The following is a 12,282-nucleotide window of genomic DNA, read 5'->3' on the forward strand; positions in this document are numbered from 1 at the left end:
CCCGCCCGTCTGACATGGACGTATCTAACGAGTCATCGGGGATAAATCCTCCCAATCGTGTTCTACTTGGCGTGTTCAAGAACTTATCTATGCACGATTATGCACATCATCGTGTGATAGATAGACACAGCAGTCGCTCGTCAGGAAAGGAGAGAAAGAACTGTCGTGAGCCTCAGTTGTCGCCAGTCTTCGACTGCCAGGCGTAGCTACGCTTGCTCTTGGATTTACCGAAGCCGCACGACGAGCACTTCTTTTTTCTGATGTGATAGGACTTCTCACCACAGCGCCGACATTTGACGTGTGTGGTCTTGTTCTTTTTGCCCTGGCTTGGGGTTCCTGCACCAGTCATGGGATGATCGAAACGACGTTATCGCCGCGTATAATGGTTGTGTCTTCGACTGGCGGCTCCGTATCGCCGGCAGGCTCTTCGGCCGCGGGCACTCTCATAGCGTCTTCGAGCACGAGGTTCATATGCTGATCGTAGCCTGTCAGGGTTCCTTCGTAGATCTCGCCGCCTTTTAGCTGGACCTCCACGTCTTCGCCGAGTGACGCTTCGAGCACGTCGAGGGGTCGTCCACTCATACGCTCATTCGCTCGCGTTACAGGCATAAACGTACCGGGTTCCACTCGGAGTTTACTGAACGATGTCGATCAAACAGGAGTTACTGTCGACGAAACCGCCGAATTAGACGTCGACCGAGAACTCCTCGTACTCGCTCGCGCGGTCGGCAAAGGCGGCGAGCAGTTCGACGCTCGCGGTCAGATCGTCGGTATCGATGACCTCGACGGGCGTGTGCATGTACCGGTTCGGCAGGCCGAGGTTCAGCGAGGGAATACCGCCCTGCTGGACGTAAAAGGCGTCGGCGTCGGTTCCGGTCCGGATCCCGGCAGCGTCCAGTTGGACGTCGACCTCCGACTCGTCGGCTGCCTGACGCACGGCGTCGACGACAACCGGGTGGTTCGTAGTTCCCCGAGAGATGACCGGCCCGTCGCCGAGTTCGATGTCCGCGGTTCGGTCCGACGGTGCGCCGGGGTAGTCCGTGGCGTGGGTGACGTCGACCGCGACCGCCGCGTCGGGGTCGAGGTCGAAGCCGACCATCTGTGCGCCTTTGAGGCCGACCTCTTCCTGGACCGTGCTCACGGCGTAGACGGTGGCGTCGACGTCCGCCTCGGCGGCCGCACGGAGCGTCTCCGCGGCAACCCACGTCCCGACGCGGTTGTCCATCCCACGGGCCGAAACCAGGGTACCCTGCAGGTCCTCGACTGTCGAAGAGAACGTGATCGGGTCGCCGACTTCGACGAGTTCCTGGGCCGATTCGTCGTCTTCGGCACCGATGTCGATGCGCTGTTCGCGGATCTCGTCGTACTCGTCGTCGCCCGCATCTCGCAGGTGGATCGCGTTCTGTCCGACGACCCCGCTAACCGGTTCCTCGCCGTGGATAGTGACGTGCTGGCCGCGCGTGACCGTTCGGTCCGAGCCACCGAGTCGGCCCATGTGGATAAAACCGTCCTCGTCGATCCGGCGGACGATGAAGCCGATCTCGTCGGCGTGGCCCGTGATGGCGATTTCGGGATCACCGCCGTCCAGCACGGCCACGGCGTTACCATACTCGTCGGTTCGGACCTCGTCGGCGAACTCGGCGACGTGGTCGATCCAGACGCGCTGGCCCGCCGTCTCGTAGCCGGTCGGACTCGGTGTCGTCAGCAGTTCGTCGAGAAAACTCCGCTGAGTCTCGTCCATACAGGCAATTAGAGCGCCGGTGTTTCAAGGCTGGCGTCACGGCAAAGTCGTCGGTAGGCAGGGATGCTACGGGTACTCACCCACATTCATAAGTTACCGCTGGTCGAACAGATACGTATGGCAAAGATCACATTGTTCGAGTTCAACCCGCGTGGACGGATCCAGGTCGGCCCGAGTGGCCCTGACGGCGAGGGACTGTTTTCGGCGGAGATCGATGAGACGGGCGAAGAGGAGGCGGTCGAAGAAGCCGAAGACAGCGGACTCAGCATCACAACCGTCCTGCTCCCGCTGGTCATCCTCGCAGCCATCGGCGTCGCGGTGCGGATGCTCACCGGGGAAGACGAGGAAGAAGAGGAAGAAGCCGAGATCGAAGCGGAGGAAAGCGGCCCGATCGATCGGTTCACCTCGACGACAGAATAACTACTCCTTCAAAAAGCGCTCGGGCGTCATCCGCGAAAGCCGCATCGCGTTGCCGGTGACCCCGAGGCTCATTCCCATATCGCCAACTACGACGGCGACGGCGACGCTGACGTAGCCGAAGGGGACGCCGAGGGCGAGCAGGGCCTTGACGCCGAGGCTGGCCCAGATGTTCTGGCGGATCACGGCGTTACCCTTGTGCGAGAGCGCGTACAGGTAGGGGAGTTTCTCGACGTTATCGCCCATCAGCGCAATGTCTGCCGTCTCGATAGCGGTGTCGGTGCCCGCGGCCCCCATCGCGATGCCGACGTCGGCGGTGGCCAGCGCCGGCGCATCGTTGATACCGTCGCCGACCATCGCGACCGTGCCGTGCTCGGCCTGCAGTGACTCGACGGCATCGACTTTCTGCTCGGGCAGGAGTTCGGCCCGGTACTCGTCGATGCCTAGCTCCGCGGCGACCGCCCGAGCGGTGCCTTCGTTGTCGCCTGTAAGCATCACCAGCGGGGCGACACCGAGGCGTTGCAGGTTCTGAATCGCCGTTTTCGCTTCTGGACGAATCTCGTCTGCGATACCGATACCCCCGAGCAGTCGGTCCGCGGTACCTACGAGGATCACGGTCTTGCCGTCGGCCTGCAGGTCGGCGATCCGGTCGGCGAGCGGCGCGACGTCCGTCTCGATGGCCGCGACGCCGCCATCAGTTCGACCGGAGCCAGGGGTGGGAGACGTGAGGTCGAAGCCCAGTTCCTCGAACAGGCCGGGCTTCCCGGCGTAGTAGGCCGTCCCGTCGATGTCCCCGCGGACACCTCGGCCGGTGAGGCTCTCGAAGCCAGCGACGTCGTCGGGATCGATCCCTTCGGACTCTGCACGGTCGAGCACGGCGTCGGCAATCGGGTGCTCGCTCCGCCCTTCGAGCGCGCCGGCCCGGGCCAGGACGTCTCGCTCGTCGGAGCCATCGAGCGGAATCACGTCAGTCACTGCGAGTTCGCCAGCCGTCAGCGTCCCCGTCTTGTCAAAGGCGATGGCATCGGCGTCGCCCATCGTTTCGAGGTGGTTGCCGCCCTTGATCAGGACGCCGTTCCGGGCGGCGCTGGTCACGCCGGAGGCGACGCTGACCGGCGTCGAGATGACGAACGCGCAGGGACAGGCGATCACCAGCAGCGTTAGCCCGCGAACGAACCAGGTCATCGAGGCGCCGGTGAACGTGTGGCTGATACCGGCGACCCCGACCGTCGCAGTGCCGTCGATCAGCAGTGGCGGGAGAAACGCAGTGAGTAGCGCCAGCACGACGACTGCGGGCGTGTAGTAGCTTGCAAAGCGGTCGACGAACTGCTCTCTCTCGGTCTGTTTTGCCTGTGCGTCGCCAACGAGGTCGATGATCCGCGCGAGCGTCGTCTCGCCGGCCTCCTGTTCCGTTTCGAGTTCGAGGTAGCCCTCCTCGTTGAGGGAGCCCGCGAAGACTTCGTCGCCGTCCGTTTTGTCGACCGGGACGCTCTCGCCGGTGATCGGCGACTGGTCGACCGAACTGCTCCCCTCCAGGACGGTGCCATCCACCGGAATCTTCTCGCCGGGCCGGACCACGACCCGCTCGCCGATCCGGACGTCATCCGCAGGCACGACGACTTCGCGCGTCTCGCCGCTCCCGTCGGGATCTCTGAGGACCGTCGCCTCCTCTGGCGATAACTCCATCAGTTCGCGCAGGGAATCGCGCGTCTGGTCCATCGCGTACCGTTCGAGCAGTTCGGCGACGCTGAACAGGACCGCAAGCGTCGCCGCCTCGATGTAGAGTCCGATCCCCGTCGCGGCGATGATGGCAGTACCCATCAGCAGGTCGATATCGAGACTCACGTTCCGGGCCGAGTAGTAGCCCGAGCGGACGACCGGAAGCCCGCTGACGGCCGTCGCGACGAGCAGGGCGGCGTCTGCGATTGTGAGCGGACCGAGTGGGGTCGAGACGAGGCTGACATTCGGGCCCGTCACGACGAAGGTAAGTACCAGACCGACCAGCAGAAACGCCCCACCGATCCAGGTCTTGATAGCGCGAGGACTCGTCCAGATAGCCGAGGACTCGGAGACCGTCGTCTCCTCGCCAACCTGATCGTCGCTCGACGACCGGGAGGCGACTTCGTAGCCAGCACCCTCGACCGCCGTGACGATATCGTCGTCGCTCGCGCGTTCCCCGTCGTAGGCCACGGTCGCCGTTCCGGCGGTCGGCCGCAGGTCGAGAGATTCGACGCCGTCGACCCGGCCGAGCGCGTTCTCTACTTTGCCCGCACAGGAGGGACAGTCCATCTCGGGGACCGAAAGCTGAACCGACGACTCTCCGTCCTCGAATTCCTCGTCGTCGATACGACTCTCTGTCATTACTTCTCCGTACGGAGTAGAGCGGGATAGGAGTTTCTTGGAATATTCCAAAACAGAGGTGCTGGTCAGGCGTCAGATCCGCGGGGAGCCGCTGTCGGGCGACCAGCGCTGGGAGACGTGCTGTTTGGCCAGATACGTCTCCGCTCTCCGAAGCCGATAGGTCAGGGTCGACCGCGGGACATCCAGACGTTCCGCGAGTTCTCCGACGTCGACCTCACGCGGCGTCTCGTAGTAGCCGTGCTCGACGGCGGCCTGTAGTGCGGCCTCCTGTTCGGGCGAGAGCCCGTCGTCTTCCGAATCCGTCGGCGAGGGGGCGTCAGTAAGCCGTCGGACGTCGAGCGTCGCACAGTCACCGACGATGCGTTCGAGTTCGTCGACGAAGGAATGCACGTCGGCCGGCCCCGAGTGGATGATCCGCCAGGTGTACTGGCGCTCGCTGTGTCGCGTCTCGAACAGTGCGCCCTCGCCCAGATTATCCAGTGCAGTGTGTGGCACGGAGGCACAGGCCGGCGTGCGCTCCCAGTAGGAGTAGAGCACGAGCGTGTCGTCGGTGTGTTCAAGCACGTGCGTCGTCTGAGTCGCGCCACAGTGGTCAGTCGCGAGACAGTCGGCGTAGTAATCCGACGTGAGGAACGCGTCCTCGATAGCCGCGAGCGCCTCGGGCGACCCCGTCGCATGATCGACCCGCCAGAGACTTGACTCGGTGACGTGCAGGGAGAGCGAGCGGATTTCGGCGTCGGGATAGTTGGCGAGGGTATCGGCCACCTCGTTACAGCCAGGCCGATAGTCGAGGGTGAAGACGAGTTCTCGCATATGAGATGGTAGCGCCCGGAGAGTAAAACAGGTTTGGCGTGCGGCCCGAAGTCGGGCGAACTGTTTTGCTTGCGTAGCCAGTAACTGCTCGTGTGAATCTGTATCGTAGTGTTCGTGCGGTAACCGGTGCGTCCGGCAACGGTGCCATCGACTGGGACGCCGTCGCGGAGGCGGCCCGTGCCAGTACCGATCCCGGTTCGCTCGACGTCTCAGACGCCGAGCGAGAGGCCTACGCCAGCGACGTCCGCGACGCCCGCACCAGAATCCGCTCGGTCGGTGATCTGGCGTTCGACGTGCCAAACCGGATCGAGGTGCAGAACCGACACCACTGGATCGACGCGAACGTCGACACGTTCAGTCGCGTCATGCAACCCGTCGAGGAGCACACGAACGTCGCCATTCCCGGCGTCTCGCGTGTCGTCAACACCGGGACCATGAGTTTCATGCTTGCCTTCCTGGGTCGTAACGTTCTCGGCCAGTACGATCCCCTCCTGTTGGCGGACTCGAACGATCACGCGCTCTATTTCGTCCGCCCGAACATCATCGACGTGGCCGACACACTCGACGTCGAGTACGACCGGTTCCGGCGCTGGATCGCCTTCCACGAAGTGACACACGCCGCGGAGTTCGGTGCCGCGCCGTGGCTCTCCGACCACCTCGAAGCGAACATGGACGAAGGGATCGAAGCGCTCTCGCAGGGCAGTCTCGACCGCGAGGCGTTCGAGGAGCTAGACGCCACGATGACCGTCGTCGAGGGGTATGCAGAGCTACTGATGGATCACGCTTTCGACGGGGAGTACGAGGACTTGCGCGAGAAACTCGACGCCCGACGACAGGGTCGCGGTCCGCTCGCCGGATTCGTTCGGCGGGCGCTCGGACTCGGCATGAAACGGCGCCAGTACGAGCGCGGAAAGGCATTCTTCGAGCATGTGGCCGAGCGCCGGAGCGTCGACGCCGCGAGTGCCGTCTGGGAGCGTCCCGAGAACCTGCCGAGCAGCGACGAAATCGACGACCCCGATGCGTGGCTCCAGCGAGTCAAGTGAGCATCCAGAAGACGTACTGTATCAGGACGGCCCCGAGGACCGCAGCGGCGACGAGCGCCATCGCGATTGCGCCGAGGGATCCGCCCCCGTAGATCGCGGTCAGACCCCCCGAAAAGGCGATCAGGGCGATAAAGCCCAGTTTGAGACGGGTGTAGTCCGTGGGCTCGTCGATCTCCTGGCGCGTCGGCCCGACCATTATAGCTCCCGTGGCGCGCTGACGTGCATGCTCACGAACTGCCAGTCCTCACCGCGTTCCTCGAGCGTTCCCGACCATCGGGAGTCGAATGTGAACCGCTCACCAGTTCCGGTGTCAGTCCACGCCATTCCGACGACGTCGGCGAACCAGGCGTAGCCCTCTCGCTCGGTCACCGAGAGGTCGGTCGAGTCGACGCGCCACTCGTCGGTCGTCTCTGTCTGGCGTTCGAGCGCGGCGGCGATGTCGTCGTAGCCCCGAAGCCGTTCCTCGATACCGAACTTGACGGTAGACGCCTCCCTGGCGAAGAACGGGGCAAGGGGATCGCCACGCCGTAGCGCCTCGTAATACTCGCGCACTGTCGTCTCAGCAGTCATGTCACACCGAACGGTCGCTGTCGACTTGAACCCGCCGGAGAGAGACGGAGTCAGTAGAAGCCGCGATCAACGTCGCCCTCGTCGACGAGTTCGTCAAGTTCGGCGTCGAGTATCTCCTCGGCTTCCTCGAACGTCGTCGCGAGTTCGTCCAGTTCGTCAGGACGGTCGTACTGGTCGTACTCCATCGGGCCGAACGCGGGACTCTCCAGCACCTCCATCACGTCGTCGAACAGGTCGCCCGGCGTGGTTGGTGCGTCGGAGTGGGCTCTCAGGACCGCTCCGAGGTTCTTCGCTTTCTCTTCGGCGTCGCTCTCGTCCTCGGGCGGTCGCTGGACGGCGAACCGACCGGCCTCGTTCTGTGTGGGGAGGTATGATCCGATCTCGTCGTCGATCTTCCGGGCGATCCGGGTGCCGACGCCCCGGACCTCGAAGGGGTTCTTCGCGAACGTTTTGAGCTGGTAGACACCACCAGTCGGGTGACCGATGTACATGTCCTCGCCGACGCCGCCGCTGCGGTCGCCCGCGACGGCGCGCCATCCCTCCGGATCGACGTCCTCGTCGACGACGTCTTCGACGATGTCCTGCCAGTCGCGTACGCGCATGATTGGTCGCAGGTAGGGACGCGACGAGAATCAACGTATCGGTTTTTCGGATCGCTGTGGCAAGTTCGGCATCTGAGCGGTCGGAACCGAGCGACCCCGGCCGGTCGGGCATTTAAGTAAGTATGTTCCCTAGCGTTCGCAAGAGAATGTCTGCCAGATCCGTGCTGGAAACTACTGCGGTCGGCGGTCGAGGAAATGAGCGCTGAATCGACCCCCAGACAACGTCTGGTAGTGGGCGCAACCGCCGGTGCGGCGTGGATCACAGGCCTGTTCGTCGCCGCGCCGCTGGTGGGTGGGTTCGGAGTCAACGCGCTTGCCGAGGCGGTCATCGTCAGATCACCCGGCTGGCTATCGACACTCGCGATCAGCACGCTGGGTTTCTCCGCCAAACCGGTGCTCGTCGGGGGGGTCATCCTCGGGATCATCTGTGCGACCAGCGGAGCGGCGCTCGTCTGGCCCACAGGGTTCGAGTACGGTCGGCCAGTCGGAGTCGGCATCGGTATCCTCGCAACGGTGGCCGTGTTTGTTGCCTCCGGAACGGGGGTCTCGTTCGGCTTCCTCGTCGGAACAGTGGTCGCGGTCGCCCCGCCGTATCTCGTTGCCCGGGGCATCGACCAACTGCGACCGGTGACTGACCGGCGGAAGTTCCTCCGCCAGACCGGCAGTGCGGCAGTCGGCGCGGTTGCCTCACTGGCCGTTCTCCGGCTACTGTTCGCCCGGTTCGGGACCGGAGCGGAAAGCGAGCGCGTGGAGGAGCCACTGGAACGCTCGACATCACCGCCGGAGGGCGACCCAGCCTTCGACTTCGAGGGCATGCCCTCGGCTGTCACGAGCACGAGCGATCACTACGTCATCGACATCAACGTCACTGCACCCCGGATCGATCCGGAGTCGTGGACTCTCACCATCGATGGCGAGGTGGAGCAGCCCTACGAACTGGGCTACGACGAGTTACTCGAACACGATGCGGCCGTCGACCAGACCACGACGATGCTCTGTATCTCGAATCAGGTGGGCGGGGATCTGATCGGCACCGGCCACTGGACGGGCGTCCAGCTATCGGATCTCGTCGGTGATGCCGTCCCGAACGAGGGTGCCGTCGACGTCGTCACCTATGCCGAAGACGGCTACAACGAGGCAATTCCGATCGACCTGATCGAGCGAGAGGACATCATGATCGCTTTCGGGATGAACGGGCAGACCCTTGCCAGCGAACACGGCTTTCCGGCGCGCCTGCTCATCCCTGGCCGGTACGGAATGAAGATGACGAAGTGGATCAACCGGATCGAAGTCGTCGCGGAGGACCACGAGGCCTACTGGGAAGCCCGGAACTGGACCGAAGAGGCCGTGGTTAACACGATGTCGTACATTCGCGGTGCGACGCGGGACGGCGAGACGGTACAGATCGGTGGCGTAGCCTTTGCCGGCCTCGAAACCGGCGTCGAGGAGGTTGCTGGCGTCGAAGTGAGCATCGACGGCGGGGAGACCTGGACCGATGCGGAACTGGAACCCCAGATAGCGCCACACGCCTGGCGGCGCTGGCGCCACGAGTTCGAGGCACCGGACCGCGTTGAACTGGACGTCGTCGTGCGGGCGATCCATCAGGACGGAACCGTCCAGACCGAAGAAAAGAGCAGTCCCCGCCCGAACGGCTCGACGGGCTGGCACCGGCGGACGATCGAAATCTGATCGTAGCGCTCCTCGGCGGGACAGGCGTTGTGTGACGTGGAGAAGACCTGTGGCGTCCGATCAGAGCGACAGTCCGCGGATCTCGACGCGATCACCGTCTTCGACTGTACCGATGACCTGTCCGTCCGTGGCATCGGCCAGCGCCCCGGCCTGCTCCTCGGGGACGGCGGCGACGAAGCCGGTTCCCATGTTGAACGTCCGGTGCATCTCCTCGTCGGAGACGTTGCCCAGATCCTGCACGAACTCGAAGACGTCGTGGGCCTGACACGGATCGGTGATTTCGTAGCGGTGCTCGCCCATCCGGCTCAGGTTCGTCCATCCGCCGCCGGTGACGTGGGCGGCCGCGCGGGCGTCGTGCTCGCGAAGGGGTTCGAGCAGGTAGGTGTAGAGCCGGGTCGGTTCGAGCAGTTCCTCGCCGACCGAGCGGTCCGGGTTCGGCGGGAACGGGTCCGTGTACTCGTACTCCCGCGTGACCGCTGTGCGGGCGAGCGTCAGCCCGTTCGAGTGAATGCCGCTGGAGGGGAAGCCGACGACCGCGTCGCCCGGACTGGCTTCGCCGTCGAACGTTTTCTCCTTGTCGACGAGTCCGGCACAGGTGCCCGCGAGATCCAGCCCTCGGATCACGTCGGGCATCACGGCAGTCTCACCGCCGAGCAGGGAGAGGCCGGCCGCTTCGGCACCGGCGGCTAATCCATCGCCGACCTGCTCGGAGAACTTCTCGCTCGGCTCCTCGACGGCGAGGTAGTCGACGAACGCGACCGGATCGACGCCCGCCGCGACCAGGTCGTTGGCGTTCATCGCGATGCAGTCGATACCGACCGTGGAGTAGTCTTCGAGCGCCTCGGCAACCAGTAGCTTCGTCCCGACACCGTCGGTGGCGAGGCCGAGATACTGATCGCCGATATCGAGCAGGCCGGCGTACTCGCTGTCGACGACGTTGCCGACAGCGTCGAGTAGTGCCGCTGTCGCCGCCTCGCTCTCCTCGATGTCTACCCCCGCGTCCGAATAGGTGAGTCGCTCCTCGTCAGTCATACGAGTGAACCCGCTCGCGGCGAGCAAAAGACCACCGGTCTGGTGTGAGGGCTCTACCACGCACCGTCGGATCGGTGCTCGATGGGGGACGGGACGGATGAAACCCGCGGATTATATTATCCTCACCTGTGAGAAGCCATACATGGATCGCGTTGCAGTCATTGGCGCGTCGATGACACAGTTCGGGCAACGCGACGCCTGGATCCGCGAACTGCTCTCCGAGGCCGGGGAGGACTGTCTCGCGGACGCCGGTGTCGCGCCCGACGACGTCGAGCATCTGTACGTATCGAACATGGCAAGTGGCGAGTTCGAGGGCCAGACGGGCGTGCCGAACGCCCTCGCTCACGACCTCGGTGCTGTCCCGGCCTACACCCAGCGGATCGACCAGACCAGCTCAAGCGGCGGAGCCGGAATCTACGCCGCCTGGCAATCGGTTGCGAGCGGTGCAAGCGACATGACACTGCTCGTGGGTGGCGAGAAGATGACCCATCGGACGACCGCAGAGGCGACCGACGTCATCGCCTCGCTAACCCATCCCGCGGAGTACAAACACGGCGTCACGCTGCCGAGTTTCGCCGGTCTGACCGCCCGGCGCTATCTCCACGAGTACGACGCCCCGCGAGAGAGCCTGGCCAAGGTGGCAGTGAAAAATCACAAGAACGGCGTTGATAACCCCCACGCCCAGTTCCAGAAAGAGGTCGATCTGGAGACTGTCATGGAGTCGCCGATCATCGCCGATCCGCTGCGACTCTACGACTTCTGTCCGATCACCGACGGCAGCGCCGCGCTGATGCTCTGTCCCGAGTCCGTCGCCGAAGAGTACGCGGACGACTACGCAGTCATCACTGGCATCGGCGGTGCGACCGACACGCACGTCGTCCACGAGCGCGAGGACCCAACGGTGATGGGGGGCGTCGTCGAGAGCGGTGAGGAAGCCTACGAGATGGCCGGGATCGGGCCGGACGATTTAGACGTCGCCGAACTTCACGACATGTTCACCATCCTCGAGTTCCTCCAGATGGAGGGACTGGGCATCGCCGACCAGGGTGACGCCTGGAAAGCGATCGAAGAGGGACGGACCAAAAAGGACGGCGACCTGCCCGTCAACACCTCGGGCGGTCTCAAGTCGAAAGGCCACCCCCTCGGCGCGAGCGGCGTCGCACAGGGCTACGAAATCTACAAACAGGTCATCGGCGATGCGGGAGCACGGCAGGTCGACGCGGATGTTGCCCTCGCCTGTAACGTCGGTGGCTTCGGCAACTGCGTCATCACCACGATCATGGAGGAAGCACAATGAGCGACGAGCCACGACTCGAAGCACAGCGCTACGCGGATGGCACTGTCTCCTGTCCCCCGCATCCGCGAGGACTGAGTGGGGCCGAGTCGACGGGGACGGTCGATCTCACCGATCGCACCGCCGAAGTCATCACGTGGACGACCAGCACGGCGACGCCGCCCGGCGTCCGCGAACCGAACACGCTCGCTATCGTCGAGTTCGATGTCGACGGGGAGTCGGTACGGATGCTCGGACAGATCGCAGCGGACGCCGACGTCGAGATCGGTGATACCGTCGAACCAGTCTACGCCGACGAACTCCGCGAACCCGGTGCGGGGATCCGCGAACCGGAGAGTCAGGACTGGGACGGGTTCCGGTTCGACCCGGTCTAGGAGGGAGATGAGATCCCGTCAAACCGCACCACGAGTCGCGGCAGACACCCACACGGCGCGGTGAAAACGGAACTATTAAACACATCTCCCCACTACCGGATAGTACACGCTCCGATGGTGTAGTCCGGCCAATCATATTGCCCTCTCACGGCAATGACTTGGGTTCGAATCCCAATCGGAGCATTCTGCTGCGAACAATTCGCGAGCAGCGGCGGGTTTCTGTGATCGAAGTAGAGAACCGCGAGCGGAGCGAGCGTTTCCCGTAGGTCGAATCCCGTTCGGAGTATGCTACTGCAGCTCGCTCGTGAACGACGAGCGGATTCTGAGACCGGAGTCGAAAAACACA

14 protein-coding genes and 1 tRNA gene are annotated in these 12,282 nt (G+C 64.0%); 6 read left to right on the forward strand and 9 right to left on the reverse strand.

Features of this window, described 5'->3' with window-relative positions:
• Nucleotides 1-172 precede the first annotated feature (172 nt).
• The 3 genes from ACFQL3_RS09105 to ACFQL3_RS09115 form a co-directional block, all read right to left on the reverse strand.
• A complete protein-coding gene (locus ACFQL3_RS09105) occupies nt 173-349 on the reverse strand; it encodes a 50S ribosomal protein L37e (protein ID WP_377053481.1) in 177 nt (58 codons plus the stop codon).
• Nucleotides 346-582, reverse strand: coding sequence for an LSM domain-containing protein (locus ACFQL3_RS09110; RefSeq protein ID WP_377053483.1), 237 nt, complete (start codon nt 580-582; stop codon nt 346-348). The genes ACFQL3_RS09105 and ACFQL3_RS09110 overlap by 4 nt, the downstream gene beginning before the upstream one ends.
• 103 nt (nt 583-685) lie before the next feature.
• Complete coding sequence (locus ACFQL3_RS09115; RefSeq protein WP_377053485.1) at nt 686-1,741, reverse strand: M20/M25/M40 family metallo-hydrolase; 1,056 nt, start codon at nt 1,739-1,741, stop codon at nt 686-688.
• Between the two features lie 117 nt (nt 1,742-1,858).
• On the opposite strand from ACFQL3_RS09115, the gene ACFQL3_RS09120 reads away from it, so the two are divergent.
• Nucleotides 1,859-2,161 carry a hypothetical protein gene (locus ACFQL3_RS09120; protein WP_377053487.1) on the forward strand — a complete coding sequence of 101 codons (303 nt, stop codon included), beginning with the start codon at nt 1,859-1,861 and terminating at the stop codon, nt 2,159-2,161.
• Here the strand turns inward: ACFQL3_RS09120 and ACFQL3_RS09125 are convergent, their stop codons facing one another.
• Both ACFQL3_RS09125 and ACFQL3_RS09130 read right to left on the reverse strand, forming a co-directional pair.
• Entirely contained in the window at nt 2,162-4,519 is a 2,358-nt protein-coding gene (locus ACFQL3_RS09125) for a heavy metal translocating P-type ATPase (protein ID WP_377053489.1), read from the reverse strand.
• A gap of 72 nt (nt 4,520-4,591) precedes the next feature.
• Entirely contained in the window at nt 4,592-5,332 is a 741-nt protein-coding gene (locus ACFQL3_RS09130; protein WP_377053491.1) for a helix-turn-helix domain-containing protein, read from the reverse strand.
• 92 nt (nt 5,333-5,424) lie between these two features.
• Here ACFQL3_RS09130 and ACFQL3_RS09135 point away from each other — a divergent pair, with 92 nt between their 5' ends.
• A complete protein-coding gene (locus ACFQL3_RS09135; protein WP_377053493.1) occupies nt 5,425-6,375 on the forward strand; it encodes a zinc-dependent metalloprotease in 951 nt (316 codons plus the stop codon).
• On the opposite strand, the gene ACFQL3_RS09140 is transcribed toward ACFQL3_RS09135, so the two are convergent.
• From ACFQL3_RS09140 to ACFQL3_RS09150, 3 genes are read right to left on the reverse strand one after another with little or no spacing between them, the layout of a single operon-like run.
• A complete protein-coding gene (locus tag ACFQL3_RS09140) occupies nt 6,368-6,571 on the reverse strand; it encodes a hypothetical protein (protein ID WP_377053495.1) in 204 nt (67 codons plus the stop codon). The two genes, ACFQL3_RS09135 and ACFQL3_RS09140, sit on opposite strands and share 8 nt — an antisense overlap.
• Entirely contained in the window at nt 6,571-6,945 is a 375-nt protein-coding gene (locus ACFQL3_RS09145; RefSeq protein WP_377053497.1) for a nuclear transport factor 2 family protein, read from the reverse strand. Before ACFQL3_RS09145 ends, ACFQL3_RS09140 begins: the two co-directional genes overlap by 1 nt.
• Nucleotides 6,946-6,995: 50 nt before the next feature.
• A complete protein-coding gene (locus ACFQL3_RS09150) occupies nt 6,996-7,547 on the reverse strand; it encodes a hypothetical protein (RefSeq protein ID WP_377053499.1) in 552 nt (183 codons plus the stop codon).
• 195 nt (nt 7,548-7,742) lie between these two features.
• On the opposite strand from ACFQL3_RS09150, the gene ACFQL3_RS09155 reads away from it, so the two are divergent.
• Nucleotides 7,743-9,236, forward strand: a complete 1,494-nt coding sequence (locus ACFQL3_RS09155) for a molybdopterin-dependent oxidoreductase (protein ID WP_377053501.1) — start codon at nt 7,743-7,745, stop codon at nt 9,234-9,236.
• A gap of 60 nt (nt 9,237-9,296) precedes the next feature.
• Here ACFQL3_RS09155 and purM read toward each other — a convergent pair whose 3' ends face one another.
• A complete protein-coding gene (gene purM, locus ACFQL3_RS09160; RefSeq protein WP_377053503.1) occupies nt 9,297-10,268 on the reverse strand; it encodes a phosphoribosylformylglycinamidine cyclo-ligase in 972 nt (323 codons plus the stop codon).
• A 142-nt stretch (nt 10,269-10,410) separates the two neighbouring features.
• Between purM and ACFQL3_RS09165 the strand changes: the two genes are divergently transcribed.
• The 3 genes from ACFQL3_RS09165 to ACFQL3_RS09175 all read left to right on the forward strand — a co-directional run bounded on the left by ACFQL3_RS09165 (nt 10,411) and on the right by ACFQL3_RS09175 (nt 12,119).
• A complete protein-coding gene (locus ACFQL3_RS09165) occupies nt 10,411-11,565 on the forward strand; it encodes a thiolase C-terminal domain-containing protein (protein WP_377053505.1) in 1,155 nt (384 codons plus the stop codon).
• Nucleotides 11,562-11,936 carry a Zn-ribbon domain-containing OB-fold protein gene (locus ACFQL3_RS09170; protein WP_377053507.1) on the forward strand — a complete coding sequence of 125 codons (375 nt, stop codon included), beginning with the start codon at nt 11,562-11,564 and terminating at the stop codon, nt 11,934-11,936. The genes ACFQL3_RS09165 and ACFQL3_RS09170 overlap by 4 nt, the downstream gene beginning before the upstream one ends.
• 108 nt (nt 11,937-12,044) lie before the next feature.
• A tRNA-Glu gene (locus tag ACFQL3_RS09175) sits at nt 12,045-12,119 on the forward strand.
• The last annotated feature ends 163 nt before the right edge of the window (nt 12,120-12,282 follow it).

Source organism: Natronoarchaeum sp. GCM10025321, assembly GCF_042663585.1.
GTDB lineage: Archaea > Halobacteriota > Halobacteria > Halobacteriales > Natronoarchaeaceae > Natranaeroarchaeum.

Excerpts from the sequence above, each read along its gene's own strand:
- ACFQL3_RS09105 (WP_377053481.1), bottom strand. The coding sequence starts at position 349 with ATGACTGGTGCAGGAACCCCAAGCCAGGGCAAAAAGAACAAGACCACA.
- ACFQL3_RS09110 (WP_377053483.1), bottom strand. The coding sequence starts at position 582 with ATGAGTGGACGACCCCTCGACGTGCTCGAAGCGTCACTCGGCGAAGAC.
- ACFQL3_RS09115 (WP_377053485.1), bottom strand. The coding sequence starts at position 1,741 with ATGGACGAGACTCAGCGGAGTTTTCTCGACGAACTGCTGACGACACCG.
- ACFQL3_RS09120 (WP_377053487.1), top strand. The coding sequence starts at position 1,859 with ATGGCAAAGATCACATTGTTCGAGTTCAACCCGCGTGGACGGATCCAG.
- ACFQL3_RS09125 (WP_377053489.1), bottom strand. The coding sequence starts at position 4,519 with ATGACAGAGAGTCGTATCGACGACGAGGAATTCGAGGACGGAGAGTCG.
- ACFQL3_RS09130 (WP_377053491.1), bottom strand. The coding sequence starts at position 5,332 with ATGCGAGAACTCGTCTTCACCCTCGACTATCGGCCTGGCTGTAACGAG.
- ACFQL3_RS09140 (WP_377053495.1), bottom strand. The coding sequence starts at position 6,571 with ATGGTCGGGCCGACGCGCCAGGAGATCGACGAGCCCACGGACTACACC.
- ACFQL3_RS09145 (WP_377053497.1), bottom strand. The coding sequence starts at position 6,945 with ATGACTGCTGAGACGACAGTGCGCGAGTATTACGAGGCGCTACGGCGT.
- ACFQL3_RS09150 (WP_377053499.1), bottom strand. The coding sequence starts at position 7,547 with ATGCGCGTACGCGACTGGCAGGACATCGTCGAAGACGTCGTCGACGAG.
- ACFQL3_RS09155 (WP_377053501.1), top strand. The coding sequence starts at position 7,743 with ATGAGCGCTGAATCGACCCCCAGACAACGTCTGGTAGTGGGCGCAACC.
- purM (WP_377053503.1), bottom strand. The coding sequence starts at position 10,268 with ATGACTGACGAGGAGCGACTCACCTATTCGGACGCGGGGGTAGACATC.
- ACFQL3_RS09165 (WP_377053505.1), top strand. The coding sequence starts at position 10,411 with ATGGATCGCGTTGCAGTCATTGGCGCGTCGATGACACAGTTCGGGCAA.
- ACFQL3_RS09170 (WP_377053507.1), top strand. The coding sequence starts at position 11,562 with ATGAGCGACGAGCCACGACTCGAAGCACAGCGCTACGCGGATGGCACT.